The organism is Paenibacillus darwinianus, assembly GCF_000598065.1.
GTDB classification, from domain to species: Bacteria; Bacillota; Bacilli; order Paenibacillales; family Paenibacillaceae; genus Paenibacillus_I; species Paenibacillus_I darwinianus.
Genome location: NZ_KK082133.1, coordinates 17971 through 37411, shown reverse-complemented (window position 1 = coordinate 37411; position 19441 = coordinate 17971). Strand labels below are relative to the sequence as shown.

The window sequence follows — 19441 nt, the reverse complement described above, 5'->3', positions numbered from 1 at the left end:
TCCGATCTCCATTCTATCCGATAATCATTTTGCCTTCCGGGTGGCGGTACAGTTCTTTTTCCGTGCGCGGACCGAGCGCGTAAGCAAGCGTCAGCGGACCGACACGGCCGATGAACATCGTCAGGCAGATTACGGTCTTCCCGAAATCGCTCAATTGCCGCGTCAGACCGGTATCCAGGCCGGCAGTCGAGAAAGCGGACACCGTCTCGAACAGCAGCCGGATGAACTGCCGATCCTCAACCGCCGACAGGATCATCGTAACGGTGATGACGAGCGCGAGCGACAGCATCGTAATCGTCAAGGCTTTGTAGATCCGCTCCCGGGCAAGGCGCTGCTTGAACAGCACGATATCTTCCTTGCCGCGGATCATCGCGAGCACGGCTCCGATCAGCACTGTAAACGTGGTCGTCTTGATCCCTCCTCCGGCGGACCCCGGCGATGCGCCGATAAACATCAGCATCACGATGAAAAATTGCGTCGCCTGTCGAAGCTCTGCGACGACGAGCGTGTTGGAGCCGGCGGATCTGGCCGATACCGATTGAAACAAGGAGGCCCAGATTTTGCCGTCCCACCCGAGCGGATAAAGCGTCTTCGTATATTCGAAAATGAAGATGACCGCGGTGCCGATTACGATAAGGGCCGCCGACATCGACAGCACGACTTTGGAATGCAGTGTCAGCCGCCTTGTCTTCCGGTAATCCAGCAGATCCGACAATACGATGAAGCCTAACCCCCCAAGTATGATTAACCCGATCGAGATCAGGTTTACAACAGGGTCGTCCACGTAAGGCGTAAAGCTGCGGAAATCGCCGAAGATATCGAAGCCGGCGTTGTTGAACAGCGATACGGAATGGAATAATCCGTAATAAGCCGCTTGCGCGAGCGGCATGTCAACCACGAAGCGGGCCGTAAACAGGAGCATGCCGGCCGCCTCGATCGCCAGCGAGTAGAACACCACCCGGCGAATCAGCCGGACGATGCCCTCCATGCTGCTCTGATTCATCGCCTCCTGCAGAATCAGACGCTCCCGGAGCGAAATTTTGCGCCTCAGCACCAGGGCGAACAGCGTAGCCATCGTCATGAAACCGATACCGCCGATCTGAATAAGGAGCATAAGGATGATCTGGCCAGGCATACTGTAGAAGGTGCCCGTATCGACAAGCACCAGCCCGGTTACGGTTGTAGCCGACGTCGCCTCAAATACGCCGTGCAGGTATCGCTGCCCCTGACCGTCGGCGGTAGCGAAGGGCATGGATAGCAGCAGGCCGCCGAGCAGAACGATCAAAGCAAACCCCGTCACCAGAATACGCGGCGGCGACCAACCGGATATCGAGAATAAACGTTTGAGCACAACCATCACTCCTGGCCCGAAATGCAAAATAAAGCAAGAAAAAAAGGCACTGGGAACCCAATGCCGTATGCGTAATTTTTCATAAGAAAGCCACCGCCTTTGATTATAGTCGGATCGTCGGCCGTTTACAAAAGGATAAATCCCTGAAAGACAGGCAAACTGGATCATAATTCGCTTGTTTCCGGGCGTAAAGCCCATTTTGCTTCGATTATCGGTTCATCCCTTCCGCTTGGTCGCTTCAGCCTGTCCTTGCGATGGTGTCGATCGCGAAAAATATGGTAAGGTACAGATAGCGTCCAATCGGAGAAATCGTGGGAAGAGGTGCAGTCATGCAACAAGCGAATATCGAACCCCGCTGGAATGTCATTTACGGCCTTGGAGCCGTATGCCTCGCCATCTTTCTATTATTTCAAGTGATCCCTGGAACGGCGAGCTCGTTCTTCAGCTCGGAGTCCCCGAATGTGATCGGCGAAATCGCGGCGGAGCAGAAAGCGTCCTCGTTCGTGCAATCGCAATTCGGCGGCACGGTAAGCTCGGCGGCCGCCGTTCACCAGTCGTCGAAGCTGCTGAACGGTTATTTGGCGAAGGAAAAGCTGACCGACGCCTACGATAAGCAGTATGGCGGCGATTATCCGGTCGATACCTATCAGGTAGAGGTTCGCAGCACCGGTCCGGATAGCCATGCGACAAGGGTTCACTTCGTGTATACGCACATGGAAACAGGCGAAGTCGTCGCCTGGAACGAGTTGCGAGGAGACATGCCCGAAGGCGCAACGCCGCTGTCTTACGACGCGGCGGCACTCGCCGCCAAAGCGTTTGCCATGGAACGCGGATTCCGCGGGCAGGAGCTGACGGTGCGGGATAACGCCGCCGACGGCGGCGCGGTAGTGCTGGAAGTGGCGGGCGCCGCAATCGGCAAGGCGCAGCTGGAGCTTACGATCCGGGCCGCGCAAGCGCCTGATGATACAGTGACGATCGTCGATTATAAACCGACTTTCCGCGTCCCGAGCGCTTACATCGCATATGTGGAGCGCCAGGACCGGATTGCGGCAATCCTGACCTACGCCGGGGCGCTCGGCGGTTCGTTCGTCCTGTTTGTTCTGGCCATTGTGTACGCTGCCCTGACGCGGCGGCACACGTCCTTCCTGCGAGGCTTGGTGCTCACCGGCTTATTCCTGCTATTTTACACCGTAAACAATCTGAACATGTACGATGGCATCCGAGCGAGCATCGGCGAAGCCGCCGATGCCGAAACGTTGACCAACATCGGCATCGCCGTACAGATCCTGTTCACCGTCGGCATCGCGGTGTCCGTCTATTTCTCGCTCGTTGGGGGCGACGGGCTGTGGCGCAAGATGGGCCGCAACCTGTGGCTGCGCCGCGGCGAGCCTGGATTCGGCGACCATGTATGGAAGGCCATGAAGCTCGGCTACTGGGCCGCCTTCATCTTTCTCGGACTGCAGACACTCATTTTTATCGCGCTGGAGAAAGGCATCGGCGTTTGGTCGACAAGCGACGTCACACAATCGCCGCTCAATTTCCAAATCCCGTGGCTGATTCCGCTGCTGGCCTGGGCCGCCGCCATCTCGGAAGAGGCTGTGTACCGGATGTTCGGCATCGCCGTGTTCAAGAAATGGTTCCGCAGCACGGCAGCCGCCGCGATCATCCCCACGATTGTCTGGGCGCTCGGCCATGTGGCATATCCGATCTATCCGTGGAGCACCCGGCTGATCGAGCTGACGATACTCGGTCTCCTGTTCTGTTACCTGTTCGTCACGTTCGGTTATGCGACTGCCGTCTTCGCCCACGCCGTTATCAACAGCATCCTGTTCTCGATGCCGCTTATCTTTATGGGCACACCGGTCAATGCAACGGCCGGCATCATCTATATGCTGCTGCCGATCGCCATAGCCTGGATCATTCGCTGGTACGACCGCAAATTCAAGCCGCGGAACACAAAGGGCCGTGCCCCGCTTGGCGATGCGGTCACGGCTCCTGTCGAAGCGATTCGATGATTTGCGCGGCGAGCTTGTCGCCGATCGATAGAGGCCTGAAGTCGTCGACGGAGGCCTCTTTCATTTTTTTCAACGATCCGAAGTGCTTAAGCAGCAGCTTGCGGCGTTTCTCCCCGATCCCGGGTATCGCGTCCAGCCTCGAGGCGACCATCGACTTCGCCCGGATATCGCGGTGGAACGTGATCGCGAACCGGTGAACCTCATCCTGGATCCGCTGCAGCATGTAGAACTCCTGGCTGTCCCGCGGCAGCGGCACAATCTTTGGCGGATCGCCGGTCATGAGCTGCGCCGTTCTGTGCTTCGCATCCTTCACCAGTCCGCATACCGGGATGAACAAGCCCAGCTCGTTCTGCAGCACGTCGATGGCGGCGCTGATCTGCCCGCGGCCGCCGTCGACTATGATCAAGTCCGGCGGCTGAAGCCCTTCCTTCAGCACGCGCTCATACCGACGGCGGATCACCTCCCGCATCGTCTCGTAATCGTCGGGACCCTGGACGGTCTTGACCTTGTATTTCCGGTATTCCTTCTTATCCGGCTTGCCGTCCGTGAACACCACCATCGCCGACACCGGATCGGCGCCCTGGATGTTCGAGTTGTCGAACGCCTCGATCCGGCGGACCGACGCGAGGCCGAGATAGCCGGCTAGGCCGTCAGACGCCTTCACGCTGCGCTCCTCGTCACGCTCGATCAGCTTGAACTTCTCGTCGAGCGTCACCTTTGCGTTGTTCATCGCCATCAGGACGACGTCCTTCTTTTTGCCGCGCTGCGGCGCCAGCACCTTGACCTTGAGCCATTTCTGCAATGCCGCGCGCGCATCCTCGACCTCGCCGCTCGCTTCGGCCTGCGGCGCCTCCTGCACCGATCCGTCCTGCGCCGCCGGAAGGAAAATCTCCTTCGGGAGCGCCGGATTGTCGCTGTAATACTGCGTCACGAACGTCATGAAATCATCGTACGGCTCACCGTAGTAAGGAAAGGTCGTCGCATGGCGCTCGATCAGCTTTCCCTGCCGCATGTACAGAATCTGTACGCACATCCACCCTTTATCGACGGCAAAGCCGAAAATGTCGCGGTCCAACGAATCGGTGAGCGTAATTTTCTGCTTTTCCATGACCGCTTCAATGTTCAAAATCTGGTCGCGGTATTCCTTCGCGCGCTCGAATTCGAGCGCCTCGGCCGCCGACTCCATCTTGCTCTGGAGCTGTGCCTTCACCTCGTCCTGCCCGCCGTTCAGAAACCGGGTGATCTGCTGCACCATATCCTCATACACCGCCTTGTCTACCGTGAATTCGCAAGGCGCCACGCATTGCCCGAGATGATAGTACAGACACACCTTGTCAGGAAGCTTCTTGCATTTGCGCAGCGGGTACAGCCGGTCCAGCAGCTTTTTGGTTTCCTGCGCGGCGTACGCATTCGGATAGGGACCGAAATATTTGCCCTTGTCCTTCACGACGCGGCGCGTCACCTCCAGCTTCGGGTGCGCGTCGCTGGTGATTTTGATATAGGGGAACGACTTGTCGTCCTTGAGCAGAACGTTGTATCGCGGATGATATTGTTTGATCAGATTGCATTCGAGAATAAGCGCCTCCATATTGCTGGAGGTGACGATATATTCGAAATCGCGGATTTCCGACACCAGCCGCTGTGTCTTTGCGTTATGGCTGCCCGAGAAATAGGAGCGGACGCGGTTTTTAAGCACCTTCGCCTTGCCTACGTAAATGATGGCGCCTTCCCCGTTTTTCATCAGGTAACACCCGGGCTGGTCCGGAAGCAGCGCAAGCTTGTTGCGGATATTGTCACTTGTTTCCATTCCCCGCTTCCCTCCCATCCTGTCTATTGTAGCATAGCCACGCGCCTTTGAGAGCGGTGAAGCGGCTTGCGTCCGGCGGCGGAGCGGCGCAAAATCCTTAATATTGTCACAAACCGTCCGCTTTACAATTGATCCCGCAGTTCGGTATAATGCTGGAGAGAGCGTGTATTACATAAGCGATGATTCAAGACGCCTTCAGGCGCCGGATGCGGCGGTGGAATGGGCCGTCTTTTCAAGGAGGACCTTACCCATGGACAACGTACAAGACCCGCGCAATCACGTGAACGAAGAGCCCAGCAACGATTTCATCGATACGGCATTGGGCTTCGGCGTCTTTTTCGGTTTCATGCTCGTCGTGTTTACCGTAGCCGTCATCATCAAATACGCTATTTCGTAAGAGACGCATCGTCCGGATGCAATCGAAGCCCCGAGTCTGCCAACAGCAGCCTTCGGGGCTATTTTCGCACCGGGATTGCCGCTGCCGCTTCTTCATTTGATTTGCAGCGCGCGGCCGCTCGTTTCCGTTTTGAAATCCAACCTTTCGTTCAACGGATTGATGAGTCCGGAACTTACCTGCCCCGCTTGTTGTTCCCGTTCACCCAGACCTTCTCCACGAACGGCCGGATACGGTCCATAACACGCTGGCCCTTGTGCGCCTCGTCGCCGTCCTTGTTCGTGAAGCTGAAATGCCGCTCCAACGCCTCCAGATCGTGATTGGACGTATAGAACGTCGGCTTCCGGTTCATCCGATAATTCAGAATCGTGCCCATGACGTGGTCGCGCACCCAAGGGTTCAGGTTCTCCGCGCCGATATCGTCAAACACCAGCAGATCGGTCTCCTTCATCAGCTCGACCGTCTCCCGGATCCTCGAAGGCTGGTCCAGCATCGCCTTCAAATCCTCGACGAATTCGGGCATGTAGACGATCACGCCCGACAATCCCGCCTTAGCAAGCTCGTGCAGCATGTAGCACATCAGGAACGTTTTGCCTGTGCCGAAATGCCCGACCAAATACAGGCCCTTCTGCTGGAGGCCGCGCTCCTTCGTCGTCTTGATGTAGCTGAACAGCCGGCCGACGGCGAGCATGCGCTCGGGATCGGTATTCATGATATCGTCTGCAGAGAAACCGCGGTGCAGCGACGATTCGTCCACGTAGAAGCTGCGAACCCGTGTGCGGATCGACTGCTCCGTCTGCCGCGCCGTCAACTTGGCGCAGGGCGCTTTCCGGTCGTACAGCTGTACGCTGCCGTTCAACGTCTCGCATTCGAGCACGGTATAATGCCCCTCAAAGTCATTCGGGCAGCGCTCGATACCTGGACATGCCGCGCAATGGCTTTGCTCCTTCACGTACTGATAAACCCGATTCAGGTTTATCTTGATATCCCGGTTGTCCAGCTCCGGATGCTTCGCCCGGAATTGCCGGACGAGCGGGTCGGCCAGCAGCTCCGACATGAGCTTGTCCGCCTGCGCATTCATGCCGCCGCCCGGCGGCCACGATTTCAGCACCTCGCCCAATGATTCCATTGTGATCACCTCCATGATCGGCATTGTTCACTTCCCGAAGTCACAGTATGGAAGCTGCAACCGGGTCAACTCTTATTGACCGTCCAGCTCCTTGGCGAGCCGCCGGATTTCTTCCATTTCTTCGGCCGACAGCTGCCGGTCGGTCGTCCTTTTCTCCACGATCGGGATGGCGGGCTTTCGCGAGACGCCGCGGCTTTGGCCGCTTTTGCCGCCTCCCGCGTAAGAACGCGCGCCGCCGGCCTCCGTCTCCCTCTTTCTCTGCTCGACGCGCGTCTGCTCACGCACGTAGCCGACCGCCTTCTCGAACGTATCGACGCCTTTGACGAGCATGTTGGAAACAACGGCTTCAATGAATGTCTTCGTAACCCGCTGCGTCTCATTCGTGCCCAGCACGTAGTGGATCAGCACATTGATCACCGCGCCCGGCAGCCGGTAGCTGAGATCGATACGCTCGAATTGCCGGTCGAGCCACTCCGGTACGTTTCCGGGAAAAAACCGCTGCAGAAAGCGGGTATGCGGCTCATTCCGCATCAGCATGTTATATTGCGGCGCATCGCAGCGGCCGGCAAGCTGGGCCGGCACGTCAAGCTGAAACTCCGTACCGACGGCAACCTCCTCGACCGGCTCCGCGTCCGAGGAAGCCGGCGCTGCCGCGCGGGCCATGGCGCGTTTCCGGTCCTCGTCCCGCTTCCGGTCCTGCCGGTACATGCTGGACGCTTTGCCCTGCAGCTTGTCGAGCAGCAGACCGCCGTCCGCATGAAAGACGCCGTCCTCATCAAGCAGCCTGCACATATCGGCCGCCGACAAGCCGTATTTATAAGCGACGTAATTGACGCTGGCCATTCCCTCTTCATCGCCGCGCAGCCGCTCCACATAGGTCCGGTTCGCCGAATTGCGCGGAAACCGCAGGATCAGCTCTCCGTAAGAAATGCCGGCCGCCTGCGTCACCTCGCTCTTAGCGGCTGGCGGGGCCTGCCGGGCCGGCGCGACTTCGGAGAGCGCCTGCTCCAGCTCCTCATCGGTCGTTCGGGCGTTCAGCCTGAACAGCTCGTAGAACGGAACCGAAATATTTTCCTTACCCGGCTGCGCCTCGGCCAGCTCGTCCGGCTCCGCAGCGTAAAACTGCTCCCGCAGCGCCAGAACCGCATATTTGCCGATCTTGTCTCGCAGAAACAACGTGAGATGGCCCGTGCGGAAAAAATCGGCCGGCGACAGCGGCGGCTGCAGCTCGTATTCGTATATGACATCCTCACCGCCCGGCACCGCAATGCGCGACGTCTGAAGCAGTCCGACGGCCTCCAGAATCGACGCTTGCTGGGCGAGCCTTTGGCGGCCCGCGTCGTTCATCTCGATGCCGAGGCTAAGGAAAAGACGGCGCTGAGGATCGAGCGGCGAATAGCCCACCCGACCCTCAGGCACGTGTTGATAGAGCAATTGGTAGAAAGAAGCGGCGACCGCGCCCACCATCGGCTGATAAACGAGGCTAATGGCCTTCAAATCCAGAGCGCTTAGCGAAAAATCGCGAAATATGTAATAGCGATGATGTTCGGTAAACTCGTGCACGTGCTCGATTCGCATCGTTCTAACCCCATCCTGCATACTTTCTATCATTCTAACATAAAACGACGCGGCGCTGTGTTAGAAAACGCTAGAAAACCTCCATCGACGCCTGAACCTGAACATTCCCGTACCGCAGCAAACGGCACGACCCCCGAACGGGGATCGTGCCGTTTGCTGTCGATTCGCCTACAGATCCTGCGGGTTGCCGAACGCGGCCTGCCGCTCGCTCAGCACCCCCATCTCCAACAGCTCGTGATCCAGCGCGTCGCGTTCCATGAACGAATCTGCGTTGTCGCGAACCTCCAGCTTGGCGATCCAGGTCCGGATCGCGGACGCCGTCCGATCCGGAGCCTTGGTCGGCAGTTGATGCCAGGCCCCTCTGACCAGATAAAGCTCGCTGACCGCAAGATGCTCATGCAGCTCGCGGGCATATTGCACGTATGTCGGGTCGCTTGCCCCGCAGAGCAGCAGCACGGGCGCGGCGATGGCGCGGAGACGATCCATACAGGAATAGCCGATGCACGCCTCCGAGTATTCCCGGAAGCGTGTGGCATTGCCCGCCATCGCCTCCCGATGCAGGACATGAAACGTCGTCCGGCTGTCCGCATTCCCCAGCGCCACCGGGAGAATGACCGCTTCCTTGGCGCGCAGCCGGCTGCTAATCGAGGCGGCCCGCATCAAACCGCGGTTTCTTCGGTCGCGGAATTCGCCCGCTCCGGAGATGATGATTCCTCCGGTGAACCGTTCCGGATGCGTGATCATCGCCTCCATCGCCGGCATGCAACCTGCGGAATAACCCAAAACATACCCTTCCTCTACATCAAGCCGGTTCATCACCTGCTTGATGTCCTCAACGATGAGCGGTACGGTGAGCGCGGCGTCGCCCGCCTCGCTGTGCCCGTGTCCGCGTACGTCGATCGACACGACCCGATGGTCCTGGGCGAGGTCGGTTCGCAAATAATTGAATACTCTGCTTCCGAGGAACGGCGGGTGAATCATGACGATCGCCGGCCCGTGTCCTTCAATGTGGTAATGGATATCGGTCCCGTTAACGTGAACATGCGGCATCTCGCAACACCTCGGCAGTCGTATTTTACCGCCTTTAGTATGCGCATGCCGCATGATCCGAATCATTAGAACATTTTGTAACCGCCGATCCTCAGCTTCCGGATGGTCCATCCGCTCATATAGGCTCCGAAAAGCGCGCCTGCCGCCACCACCACATCCACGGCGCCGTAAGCCGACAAATTGTCGGCGAAGCCCAGATCTTTATCCCATGTATAGTACATACCGAGCGGCAGCACTACTATGATAAACAGGTAGACCGGAAACCAGGTCGTTTTGATCAGCATATTCAGAATGAAGCCGATGCCGAACATCATGACGAAAAACAGCAGCATCGACACAAAAACCTGCAGGATCGCCATCATTACTTCCATGACTGCCTTGCCCCTTCCTTCTTCCGCGCATCAATTCATATTGTAGTTTAGTAGATGACCGCCTTCAAGTCAATTCATAACGGCATCATAACGGCATCATAACGGCAATTGTCACAAGTCGGACATTTGCCCCCTTTTTGCCGTTAAGTTACAATGAAAGCAGTTTGTATTTCGTATCACAGAAGGAGTGGCAAGCCAATGAGTGAAGTGGCTCAAACGCTGGAAGGCTGGTTCGCCCTGCACGATTTCCGCACGATTGACTGGTCCGCGTGGAGACACGCCGAGGAATCCGAGCGCCGTCAGGCCGCGGACGAGCTCCAGTCGTTTCTTACGGAATGGTCGGATGTGGAATCGTCCAAAGCAGGCAGCACGGCCGTGTACAGCATCGTTGGCCAGAAGGCGGATTTCGTCTTCATGCATTTGCGAGAAACGCTTGAGGAGCTGAATGCGATCGAGACGGCGTTCAACAAAACGTTGTTCGCCGAATTCACCGTTCCAGCCCATTCTTATGTAAGCGTCGTGGAGCTCAGCAATTATATGGCGCAGCCCGGCGCGGATCCGATGGACAATCCCGAGGTCGTCGCACGGTTGAAGCCGATTCTGCCGAAAGCGAATCATATCTGCTTCTATCCGATGAACAAGCGCCGCTCCGGCAATGACAACTGGTACATGCTCGGCATGGATGAGCGGCGGGCGATGATGCGCAGCCACGGCATGATCGGCCGGCAATATGCCGGCAAGGTCAAGCAAATCATCACCGGCTCCGTCGGCTTCGACGACTGGGAATGGGGCGTGACGCTGTTCGCGGACGATCCGATCCAGTTCAAGAAACTGGTCTATGAAATGCGCTTCGACGAGGTCAGCGCCCGGTTCGGTGATTTCGGCGATTTCTACATCGGCAATCTGCTGTCCTCCGAGAAATTTGCCGCAATGCTGTCGCTGTAGCCCCGACACAAAAAGCTGTTGTCCAACATTGGACAACAGCCTTTTTGCTTATAGATCGTCTTCATCCTCGTCTTCCGTTCCATCGCCGGGGCTTTTGGACGCGAGATACTCCGCAGTCGCACGGTCGCGTTCGCGTCCTTTGTCCTTCAGCCTCTCGATGGCCGGCTGGATGAGCGTATCGACTTCTTTCTGCACCGTATAAACCAGATCGTATCGGCTCTGCGATTCGAGGTAGGACCCAACTTCCATCAGCGCGTTGTATCGGTCAAGCTCATCCCGGGTCAGCAGACCGCGAACCTGTACGCTGCAGTGGCGCATTAGAAAAATTTACCTTTGCGCAGCACAAGCGGAATGCCGCCGATGATGAACAGATAGCGTAGATCGACCAGCTTTTTCAGCCATGCGGCAACGCGGCCCTTATATTTCTTGCCGAACGCGATGCCGACGGCTTCGCCTTTACCCAGGGATGCCACAACGCCTTTGTTGCTGAACTCGAACGCTTTCGGCGGCTGGTTGCGGATCGAAGCGACCAAGTTATGGGCGCAAACTACGCCTTGCTGCATGGCGATTTGCGCGGTCGGCGGGTAAGGTCGGCCTTCCGGGTTGAACATCAGCGAGTTGTCGCCGATGATGTAAATGTTCTCGTGGCCTGGCGCGCGCAGGAATTCGTCTACCTTGACGCGTCCGCGCATCGTTTCGAATCCGGCTTCCTCAATCAGACGGTTGCCGCGAATCCCGCCGGTCCAGATCACGGTCTTCGACTTGATTTCTTCGCCTTCGCCGACGATCACGCCGTCCGGCGTGCACTCTTTGATGGCCGTACCGATCTTAAACGTAACGCCCTTCTTCTTGAGCACGTCCATTGCGTACTCCACGAGCTCCGGATCGAAGCCCGGCAGCGCGGTCGGCGCCGCTTCTATATTATAGATTTTGACCAGCTGCGGATCGACGTCGTATTCGCGGCATAGCTCTGGAATGCGGTCGGCCAGCTCGCCGATAAATTCGATGCCCGTAAAGCCCGCGCCGCCAATCACGAACGTTAAATAGTCGGTACGGTGCGGCTCGCGCTTGAACTTGGCGAACTGGTAGCTGATATGCTCGCGGATCAAGCGGACGGAGTTGATGCTCCGGATATTCATGGCGTGCTCGCCCAGTCCCGGAATGCCGAACGTTTCAGGCTCGCCGCCGATACCGATAACGAGGTAATCATAAGAAAGCGTGCCGTCCTCCAGAATAACCTTCTTATCCTGGGTGCGGATTTGCACGACGGTCGATTTCACAAAGTCGATCTTGAATTCGTCGATCAGCTTCGAGATGCTGACGCGAGCGTTCTCCGGATTGTCCGTTCCCGCAGCCGGCATGTGCAGATGGGTCGTAATGTAGTGGTAATCGTGCTTGTTCACGAGCGTTACGTCCGCTTCGTTGTAATTCAGCTGTTTTTGCAAACGCAGCGCAGTCAAAATGCCTCCGTACCCCGCGCCGAGAATGACGATTTTTGGTATGTTGCTCATGTGGGATCCCTTCCATTCCTTGTCTGTTTGTTTGTGAAAAATAACACAAACTAAGCTAAAAATAAGTGTCACCGTTAACTTGCGCCGTCCGCCATACCTTTATGAATCGCTCTATTTGAGGCGAGGATAAAGTCTGAAACGGAATGTCCGAAATATACATTGAAAATGATATAAGCTTTTCATGAAAAGTTCAAGTGAAAAATATACGAAATTGTTTAGAAATCTATACAAAAAAATGATTTCCCGCATATTCACAGGTTGGGTATAATAGTAAAAGTGATTTGCAGCTTATTTTGGAGGTGTCGAATTGAGCAGTCCACAGCAAGATCTACCGATTCGAGATATTGTGATTATCGGCGGAGGGCCCGCCGGCATGTTCGCGGCTTTCTATGGAGGAATGCGGCAGGCGTCGGTCACCATTATTGAAAGCATGCCCCAGCTCGGAGGACAATTAGCCGCACTGTACCCTGAGAAATACATCTACGACGTTGCAGGGTTTCCGAAAGTAACGGCCCAGGAGCTGGTGAATCAGCTGAAGCAGCAAATGGACCATTTTCAGCCGACGGTGTGTCTCGAAGAAAAGGTTGCCCAGGTCGTCAAGAAGGATGAGCGCCTGTTCGAGATTCATACGGATAAAAGGATACATACGGCGAAGGCCGTCATCGTCACCGCCGGAGTCGGCGCGTTCGAGCCCCGCAGGCTGGAACTGCCGGAAGCCGCAGGTTATGAGAAAACAAACCTGCATTATTTCGTCAGCGACCTTCAGCGCTTCAAGGGCCGCAAGGTGCTGATTAGCGGCGGCGGCGACTCGGCGGTGGACTGGGCGCTGATGCTCGAGCCGATCGCGGAAAACGTCACGCTCATTCATCGGCGCGATAAATTCCGGGCTCATGAGCATAGCGTGGAAAATCTGATGAACTCGAAGGTGAATGTCGTTACGCCCAGCGAGATCATAAAGCTCAGCGGAAACGGGCAAATCGACAAGGTCACGATCGAACACGTCAAAACAAAGGAGCAAACGGAGCTTGACATCGATGACGTCATCGTCAACTTCGGCTTCGTTTCCTCACTCGGTCCGATCGCGGAATGGGGCCTGGACATCGAGAACGGCTCGATCGTCGTCGACTCGCGGATGGAAACGAGCATATCGGGCATTTTTGCCGCAGGCGACATTACGACTTATCCCGGCAAGCTCAAGCTGATTGCCGTCGGCTTCGGCGAAGCTCCGACGGCAATCAACAATGCCAAGGTGTACATCGATCCGAGCGCCAAGCTTTCTCCGGGTCACAGCAGCAGCACCATGAAGCTGTAAGCGTAACAAGTTATAGAACAACAAGCGAAGGGTATCCTATCCGTGGCGGTCATGAAGCGGTGCGCCGAATGGCGACTGCGCCGGAGGAGGATACCCTTTATGTTATGTCCGTTATGCAATGGTTTGCAACAGTTAAACGAGCGATGTCCGTTATGCGGTCATGAGCTGGAAGACGAAGGCCGTACTTCGGATTGGTCCGGACCCTATGCGCCGTATACGCCCGATGCGGTACCGCTTGAGTCTGGCCTCTCGTCCTCTGAGGCAGTCTGTACGCATATCGCATACTGTGCCAGTTGCGATTATTGGTGCGAGCTGTCGATTGCAACGGAAGCGACCTTTCGTTAAAGTCGGACGTCGTCGCCGTTGCCGACTTGGATCAAGCCCCTAGCCTCAGATCTGGTTTCAGGTTGCGGCGCTGCATTTCGGTCGCCAATAGCCGGATAAAGGCGGGATCCAATTTAAGCTGTACCGCGGTATAATACGATTCCAACAGCATGTCGTCCGACAGAATCTCCACAGTTGCACACCCTTTCCTTTTTCTTTCCCATCATCTTAGCATGTCCCATGAAGCGGAACAAGCGTTCCGATTATCCACAATCGCCTGTGCACACCCTGTGCATAACATGTGGGCAATCGTCGAAATATGCGTTGTGGCATTGGGGATGTTGGGGATAGGGTTATGCACAGGCTCTCCTTGTCGACCTGTCATAAAAAAATTTAATGAATATTTAATAAGCTATTACTCTTTTATATAGCGACGATCTCGCCTATTGTGGACGGGTGTTGACCTCAAAAATCCAAATCTTGCCTGTCTGGTCGATGCCGTAATCGAAGCCAAGCTGTCCGATACCCGGATACCGGCTTTCCAATACGGCGGTAGCAATCCTCGTCAGCGCGCGCATTTCCGCTTTTTTACGCGACACCAGACTGCGCGACAACGAACGGCCAATTCCTTCCGCCGCGCTCAGCAATGTGCCTCCCCGGCATAAATTCGTCACAAACAAGCCGGGTCGCGCCAAGCGGCCGACCATCGCGCGAATGACCCAAGTGTCTCCAACCTTCACATGCTTGACGCGATAATCGATTGGACGGCCGTGGATGCCGGCAAGCCGGATTCCGCGCTGGATGAGGTAACGTCTGCCTTTTAGCAGGCTTCGCAACGCTTGCAGCAGTCCTTCGAACGAGTGAAAACTCCGCTTGGTTGAATAATAGGTGTACGTGTAGGCTCCTGCCTCGCTGCCCACTTTCATAACGCCACGCCCGCCTGCGCCGATCACCGGCTTGATCACAACCGTCTCGCAAGCAGACAGCATGCTGCGCAGATTCGCGCCCGAGAACAATCGGGTCGGAGGGATATGGGGAGCGATATGGGGATGGGTCAACAGCGCTGCGGTTTTCGCCCATTTGCTCGCCAGTTGCCTGCCTTGTCCTGTCACGATGCCAAGACACGCCCCTTTCTTCATTCATTTGCAAACCACGGATCCATTATGTATATGCACCATGCACCTTCTTCTCCTGGATGATTATCCTTAATTTTACGCCCCTTTTAAACGAAAAAAGCCGCCCCCCACAATAGGAGACGGTTTAGGATTGACACGCTGAATACTTCGCCAGCAGCCGTTATCAGCACTGCTCCGGCGCAGGCTTGCCCGCATCGGTTGCCGTACGGAACGACGAGCCGCAGCCGCAGGTAGCCGTTGCGTTTGGGTTAAGGATGGTGAACCCGCCGCCCATCGTCGATTCCTTGAAGTCGATTTCAAGACCGTTCAGATAGCGCAGGCTGTCCTCGTCGACAACGACCTTGAGACCTTGGACCGTTATTTCTTTATCGTTATCATGCCGCTCATCGTCGAAGCCCATTCCATAGGAAAATCCACTGCATCCGCCTTCTTTAACGCCAATGCGCAGGAACAGGTCGGGCGTCTCCTCCGAAGCCATCATTTCTCTAATCTTCTCCGATGCCGATTCGCTGATTGCGATCATGGTCATCCCTCCCGTCAATGCGTGATTGAACTCACTTATTTATAGTATACCCCACAATTCACACCGGCTCAAGAGCGATCGCCCGCGTCCGTTCGACAGGCTTCAAGCAAAATCGCCCGCAGCCGATTCGTCCCGTGACCGGGGGAAATTAGTTGCCGTGCCGTACGCGGAGGTTTATAATGAGTACAGTCTTTTATTGATTCAAATATGTTACTTTTTTCACAAACAAACAGATGCCGGAAGGTCGAAGACACCGTTTACCCGCGCGCCCTCCCTTCACCCGACGGAATCTGACAATATCTGAACTTATGCAAGGAGGAGCGGCAATGCACGTCGTCATACCAACCGCAGAAAAACGGATGCAGGACATCCGGCAAAAAGTCCGGGAAGGCCAACGGCTCACACTCGAGGACGGCGTATTCCTGTACAAGTCGGACGACCTTCTGTCGATCGGGCAAATGGCCAACGAAGTAAATCTCCGCAAGAACGGGAAAAAGGTCTACTTCATCGAGAACATGAGCCTCTACTTCACGAATGTATGCGAAGCGCACTGCGCCTTCTGCAACTTCCGCAGGGATGAAGGCGAGGAAGGCGCTTATACGTTGACAGGCGAGCAGATGATCGCTTATGTGGATCAGCATTTTCACCCGGGCGTGCGCGAATTTCATATCGTCGGCGGACACAATCCAAACGTGCCGTTTCAATATTATGTCGATTCCATCAAGGCGCTGCGCGAACGTTACCCGGACGTCACACTGAAAGCCTACACAGCGGCCGAAATCGATTTCTTCTCCCGCATCAGCGGGCTAGGCTACAAGGAAGTGCTGCAGGCGCTGATCGACGCCGGATTGAGCACGCTAACGGGCGGCGGCGCGGAAATTTTGTCCGACCAGTACCGCCAAAAAATGCGCGTCGAGAAAGCCGACGTCAGCCAATATCTCCAGGTGCACCGCACCGCTCACGAGCTTGGGCTTCGCACCCATACCACGATGCTGTACGGCTCGATTGAAACGCATGAGCAGCGGGTTGAGCATATGGTCAAAGTCCGGGAACTTCAGGATGAGACGAACGGGTTCATGGTGTTCATTCCGTTATCGATGCAGCCGATCAGTCCGAAGGCCGGCATCCGCCGCCGCAACTCGGCTTACGAGGATCTGAAGACGATTGCCATCAGCCGCCTGATGCTGGACAACTTCCAGCATATCAAAGCGTATTTCATCAATATCGGCGTTCAGCTGACGCAAGTATCGCTGACGATGGGCGCATCCGACGTCCACGGTACGATCGTAAGAGAACGGATCAGCCACGCCGCAGGCGCCCTGACACCGGAAGGCATCACACGGGAAGACTTGATCTGGCTCGTGAAAGGCGCCGGACGCATCCCGGTGGAGCGCGATACGTTCTATAATGAAGTTCAAACGTACGACTGACGAATACGAGCGCTGATGGCCCGCATCCTTCTTGCGCATACTAAGCCTGCTGACCGTCCGGCGGGGCCTTGCGGTTCACCGAGCGCGGGACGAGGTTAATTTCTATTGCAATTCAGTATCAGCGTCCCATTGGCGGGACTGCGTAAAGGTTGTGGTTCGATATGAAACGATTCGTCATTTTGGGAGGCGGCTACGGGGGATTGACAATCGCCCAGGAGTTGCTGGACAAACGGATTCCCGAGGATACTATCATCATGCTCATCGATCGGATGCCCTTTCAGGGGCTGAAAACGGAGTATTACGCGCTGGCGGCCGGCACGGTCGCCGACATCGAACTTCGCAACCCGTTTCCATCCGATCCCCGACTCGTATTGACGTACGGCGAGGTGAAGGAGGTCGACTTGGACGGCAAGCTCATTCATATTGCCGAGCAAGATCCCATCTCGTACGACTGGCTGGCGATTGCGCTTGGCTGTACCGACAAATATCACGGCATACCCGGCGCCGATATTTATTCGTCCAGCATACAAACGTTCTCCAATGCGCGCAAAACGTATCAGCGGCTGGGCGATGTCAAGCCTTACGGCCAGGTGACCATTGTGGGCGGCGGCCTTAGCGGCGTCGAGGTGGCGGCAGAACTCCGCGAGAGCCGGAGCGATCTCAATATCCGCATCATGGACCGCGGACCGAGCGTCATGTCCGGGTTCCCTCCGCGCCTGCAGAAATATGTCGCCTCGTGGTTCCACGAGCATGATGTCGTCATGCTCGGGAACACGTCCATCTCGCGTTTGGAGGAGGGTGTCATTTATGATCGAGCCGATCCCGTCGCATCGGACGTTACGATCTGGACGGCCGGCATCCAGCCGATCCCGCTCGTGCAGCAGCTGAATCTGCCGAAGGACAGCGGCGGCCGCCTCGTCATTAATGAATATCATCAGCTGCCGGATTATCCGGGCGTGTTCGTGGTCGGCGACTGCGCCAGCCTTCCCTTCTCGCCAAGCGCACAGGCGGCCGGAGCCCAAGGCAGCCAGGTGGCGGAGGTGCTTCAGGCCATCTGGGATAACGAGACGCCTCAACTCGGCAAAATCAAGCTGAGAGGCGTGCTCGGCTCGCTCGGCAAAAAAGCCGGCTTCGGCATGATGGGCAAAGCCAAAATGTACGGGTGGCTGCCCCGCATGCTCAAATCCGGCGTGTTATGGAAATCGAAGCATCATTTCGGCTGACGATCGATGCTTAGAGCTCATCAAGCAGCTTGTCGAGCGCGGCGCGTTCCGCCTCCTGCTCACGAACGGCGGCTTCGATTTTTTCGTAGAGCTCATCGGCCGTCTCCGCAGCGACGATGTCGCCGTTCACAAACGCGAACGGAAACAGGTAGCATTCGCCGCAGTTGCCGAGACAGCCGTATTCAATCACTTCATAGTCGGGATTCCGCTCAAGCCGCTTCATGACCCGGTCCGTGCCGTGATGCATGTTGCTCGCGCAAAATTCTACGATCGGTTTAATCATGGTATTTCACCTGGCCTTTTTGCGAACCATTTTCATTTGGTGCGCTTTGTACTATAATAAAGAAAGAAAGGAGCTGATGACAAGTGAGCGAAGCAACACAAGACGCGATGTACGACGAAGTGCTGGACGTGCTCGATAAATTGCGTCCGTTTCTCCAGCGCGACGGAGGCGACGTGGAATTGGTGGACGTGGAGGACGGCATCGTCAAGCTGCGCCTGATGGGCGCTTGCGGCAGCTGCCCGAGCTCGACGATTACACTGAAAGCCGGCATCGAACGCGCACTTCTGGAAGAAGTCGAAGGCGTGCAAGAGGTCGTACAAGTATTCTGATTCGCTTTTGCGAAGAGTCTTGCCGGGATCGGCAAGACTCTTTTTTGCACTCCGGTATTGTACGCGCGCTGCGGACTCACTTCGTTCCCATTGCTTGAATAGCCGAGCTCGCGCTAGCTAATGGTGTTCTTGATCGGATCGAAGCCACCAGTCACATCGAGCAAATTGCCGGTGATAAAATCCGACTTCGGATCGCACAGGAAAGCGATCGCCCGCGCCACATCCTCGCCGGTTCCCGGTCGTCCACGCGGCGATTCCTGATCCGCCAGAGCAAGCACATCATCGATCGAACGCTCCTTGTTCGCGCCGCGGATATCGCCCGGGCAGATCATATTAACGGTAATGCCCTGGGCGGCTTCCTCCACCGCCAGTGTCTTGGTGAACGAGACGAGCGCGGTTTTGGCGGCCGCGTATACCGCCCGGTGCGGCCATGCCCGCGATTCGCCCGCATGGCCGAAGCCGTAATGAATGATCCGTCCCCACCCACGCCGCCTCATGCCCGGGAGTAGCCGATGGTCCAGCAGCATGACGCCCAGCAAATTGCCGTTGACCAAACCGGTAATGTCCGCTTTATCGTAATCGGCGAACAATCGGCGCTCCCGGATGAAGGGTCCTGCATTGTTGATTAATATATCGACCCCGCCGAACGCCGCCTCCGCCTGATCCGCCAGTTTCTCGACGTGGCCGGGATCGGCTACGTCGGCTTGGACGGCCGCCGCGCCGACTCCGA

At 56.5% G+C, this 19441-nt stretch carries 19 protein-coding genes and 1 pseudogene; 7 read left to right on the top strand and 13 right to left on the bottom strand.

All coding sequences use genetic code 11. The annotated features are described in order from the left end of the window. Window positions 1-13: 13 nt before the first annotated feature. Window positions 14-1357, bottom strand: a complete 1344-nt coding sequence (locus BG52_RS02620; protein WP_036584812.1) for a TrkH family potassium uptake protein — start codon at window positions 1355-1357, stop codon at window positions 14-16. Window positions 1358-1680: 323 nt separating this feature from the next. On the opposite strand from BG52_RS02620, the gene BG52_RS02615 reads away from it, so the two are divergent. Further along, a complete protein-coding gene (locus BG52_RS02615) occupies window positions 1681-3366 on the top strand; it encodes a CPBP family intramembrane glutamic endopeptidase (RefSeq protein ID WP_036584815.1) in 1686 nt (561 codons plus the stop codon). Here BG52_RS02615 and uvrC read toward each other — a convergent pair. Next, on the bottom strand, window positions 3338-5173 hold the full coding sequence (gene uvrC, locus BG52_RS02610; RefSeq protein ID WP_190287443.1) for an excinuclease ABC subunit UvrC: 1836 nt from the start codon (window positions 5171-5173) through the stop codon (window positions 3338-3340). The two genes, BG52_RS02615 and uvrC, sit on opposite strands and share 29 nt — an antisense overlap. A 250-nt stretch (window positions 5174-5423) precedes the next feature. Here uvrC and BG52_RS15565 point away from each other — a divergent pair, with 250 nt between their 5' ends. Further along, window positions 5424-5570: a YqzM family protein gene (locus BG52_RS15565; protein ID WP_144340713.1), complete on the top strand. Its 147-nt coding sequence runs from the start codon at window positions 5424-5426 to the stop codon at window positions 5568-5570. Between the two features lie 172 nt (window positions 5571-5742). Here the strand turns inward: BG52_RS15565 and dnaI are convergent, their stop codons facing one another. From dnaI to BG52_RS02590, 4 genes are all read right to left on the bottom strand, one after another. Beyond that, on the bottom strand, window positions 5743-6696 hold the full coding sequence (gene dnaI / locus BG52_RS02605; RefSeq protein ID WP_036584824.1) for a primosomal protein DnaI: 954 nt from the start codon (window positions 6694-6696) through the stop codon (window positions 5743-5745). Window positions 6697-6768: 72 nt separating this feature from the next. After that, window positions 6769-8274: a replication initiation and membrane attachment family protein gene (locus BG52_RS02600; protein WP_036666798.1), complete on the bottom strand. Its 1506-nt coding sequence runs from the start codon at window positions 8272-8274 to the stop codon at window positions 6769-6771. Window positions 8275-8442: 168 nt separating this feature from the next. Beyond that, window positions 8443-9324, bottom strand: coding sequence for an alpha/beta fold hydrolase (locus tag BG52_RS02595; RefSeq protein WP_051587567.1), 882 nt, complete (start codon window positions 9322-9324; stop codon window positions 8443-8445). Window positions 9325-9389: 65 nt separating this feature from the next. Then, complete coding sequence (locus BG52_RS02590) at window positions 9390-9683, bottom strand: YuiB family protein (RefSeq protein WP_036582812.1); 294 nt, start codon at window positions 9681-9683, stop codon at window positions 9390-9392. A gap of 210 nt (window positions 9684-9893) precedes the next feature. On the opposite strand from BG52_RS02590, the gene hemQ reads away from it, so the two are divergent. Then, window positions 9894-10640 carry a hydrogen peroxide-dependent heme synthase gene (hemQ, locus tag BG52_RS02585; protein WP_036582722.1) on the top strand — a complete coding sequence of 249 codons (747 nt, stop codon included), beginning with the start codon at window positions 9894-9896 and terminating at the stop codon, window positions 10638-10640. A gap of 48 nt (window positions 10641-10688) precedes the next feature. On the opposite strand, the gene BG52_RS02580 is transcribed toward hemQ, so the two are convergent. Next, the gene (locus BG52_RS02580; RefSeq protein WP_036582724.1) at window positions 10689-10958 is read right to left on the bottom strand and encodes a hypothetical protein; all 270 of its coding nucleotides are present in this window, start codon (window positions 10956-10958) and stop codon (window positions 10689-10691) included. Continuing rightward, the gene (locus tag BG52_RS02575; RefSeq protein WP_036582728.1) at window positions 10958-12151 is read right to left on the bottom strand and encodes an NAD(P)/FAD-dependent oxidoreductase; all 1194 of its coding nucleotides are present in this window, start codon (window positions 12149-12151) and stop codon (window positions 10958-10960) included. The genes BG52_RS02580 and BG52_RS02575 overlap by 1 nt, the downstream gene beginning before the upstream one ends. A 307-nt stretch (window positions 12152-12458) precedes the next feature. Here BG52_RS02575 and BG52_RS02570 point away from each other — a divergent pair, with 307 nt between their 5' ends. Continuing rightward, on the top strand, window positions 12459-13463 hold the full coding sequence (locus tag BG52_RS02570; protein ID WP_036666796.1) for an NAD(P)/FAD-dependent oxidoreductase: 1005 nt from the start codon (window positions 12459-12461) through the stop codon (window positions 13461-13463). A gap of 376 nt (window positions 13464-13839) precedes the next feature. Here BG52_RS02570 and BG52_RS15140 read toward each other — a convergent pair whose 3' ends face one another. From BG52_RS15140 to erpA, 3 genes are all read right to left on the bottom strand, one after another. Continuing rightward, window positions 13840-13959 carry a sporulation histidine kinase inhibitor Sda gene (locus tag BG52_RS15140; RefSeq protein ID WP_081793519.1) on the bottom strand — a complete coding sequence of 40 codons (120 nt, stop codon included), beginning with the start codon at window positions 13957-13959 and terminating at the stop codon, window positions 13840-13842. 271 nt (window positions 13960-14230) lie between these two features. Continuing rightward, window positions 14231-14926: a YheC/YheD family protein gene (locus tag BG52_RS02565; RefSeq protein WP_051587566.1), complete on the bottom strand. Its 696-nt coding sequence runs from the start codon at window positions 14924-14926 to the stop codon at window positions 14231-14233. Between the two features lie 160 nt (window positions 14927-15086). Further along, window positions 15087-15446, bottom strand: coding sequence for an iron-sulfur cluster insertion protein ErpA (erpA, locus tag BG52_RS02560; protein WP_036582735.1), 360 nt, complete (start codon window positions 15444-15446; stop codon window positions 15087-15089). A 326-nt stretch (window positions 15447-15772) separates the two neighbouring features. Between erpA and mqnE the strand changes: the two genes are divergently transcribed. Together mqnE and BG52_RS02550 are read left to right on the top strand one after the other, a co-directional pair. After that, on the top strand, window positions 15773-16876 hold the full coding sequence (gene mqnE / locus BG52_RS02555; RefSeq protein WP_036582738.1) for an aminofutalosine synthase MqnE: 1104 nt from the start codon (window positions 15773-15775) through the stop codon (window positions 16874-16876). 161 nt (window positions 16877-17037) lie between these two features. Continuing rightward, entirely contained in the window at window positions 17038-18099 is a 1062-nt protein-coding gene (locus BG52_RS02550) for an NAD(P)/FAD-dependent oxidoreductase (RefSeq protein ID WP_036582817.1), read from the top strand. A 10-nt stretch (window positions 18100-18109) separates the two neighbouring features. On the opposite strand, the gene BG52_RS02545 is transcribed toward BG52_RS02550, so the two are convergent. Then, window positions 18110-18379: a YuzB family protein gene (locus BG52_RS02545; RefSeq protein WP_036582821.1), complete on the bottom strand. Its 270-nt coding sequence runs from the start codon at window positions 18377-18379 to the stop codon at window positions 18110-18112. Window positions 18380-18465: 86 nt separating this feature from the next. Here BG52_RS02545 and BG52_RS02540 point away from each other — a divergent pair, with 86 nt between their 5' ends. Beyond that, window positions 18466-18711: a NifU family protein gene (locus BG52_RS02540; RefSeq protein WP_036582740.1), complete on the top strand. Its 246-nt coding sequence runs from the start codon at window positions 18466-18468 to the stop codon at window positions 18709-18711. 113 nt (window positions 18712-18824) lie between these two features. Here BG52_RS02540 and BG52_RS02535 read toward each other — a convergent pair. Continuing rightward, window positions 18825-19441 (bottom strand): annotated as a pseudogene (locus tag BG52_RS02535) (SDR family oxidoreductase); the annotation flags it as partial.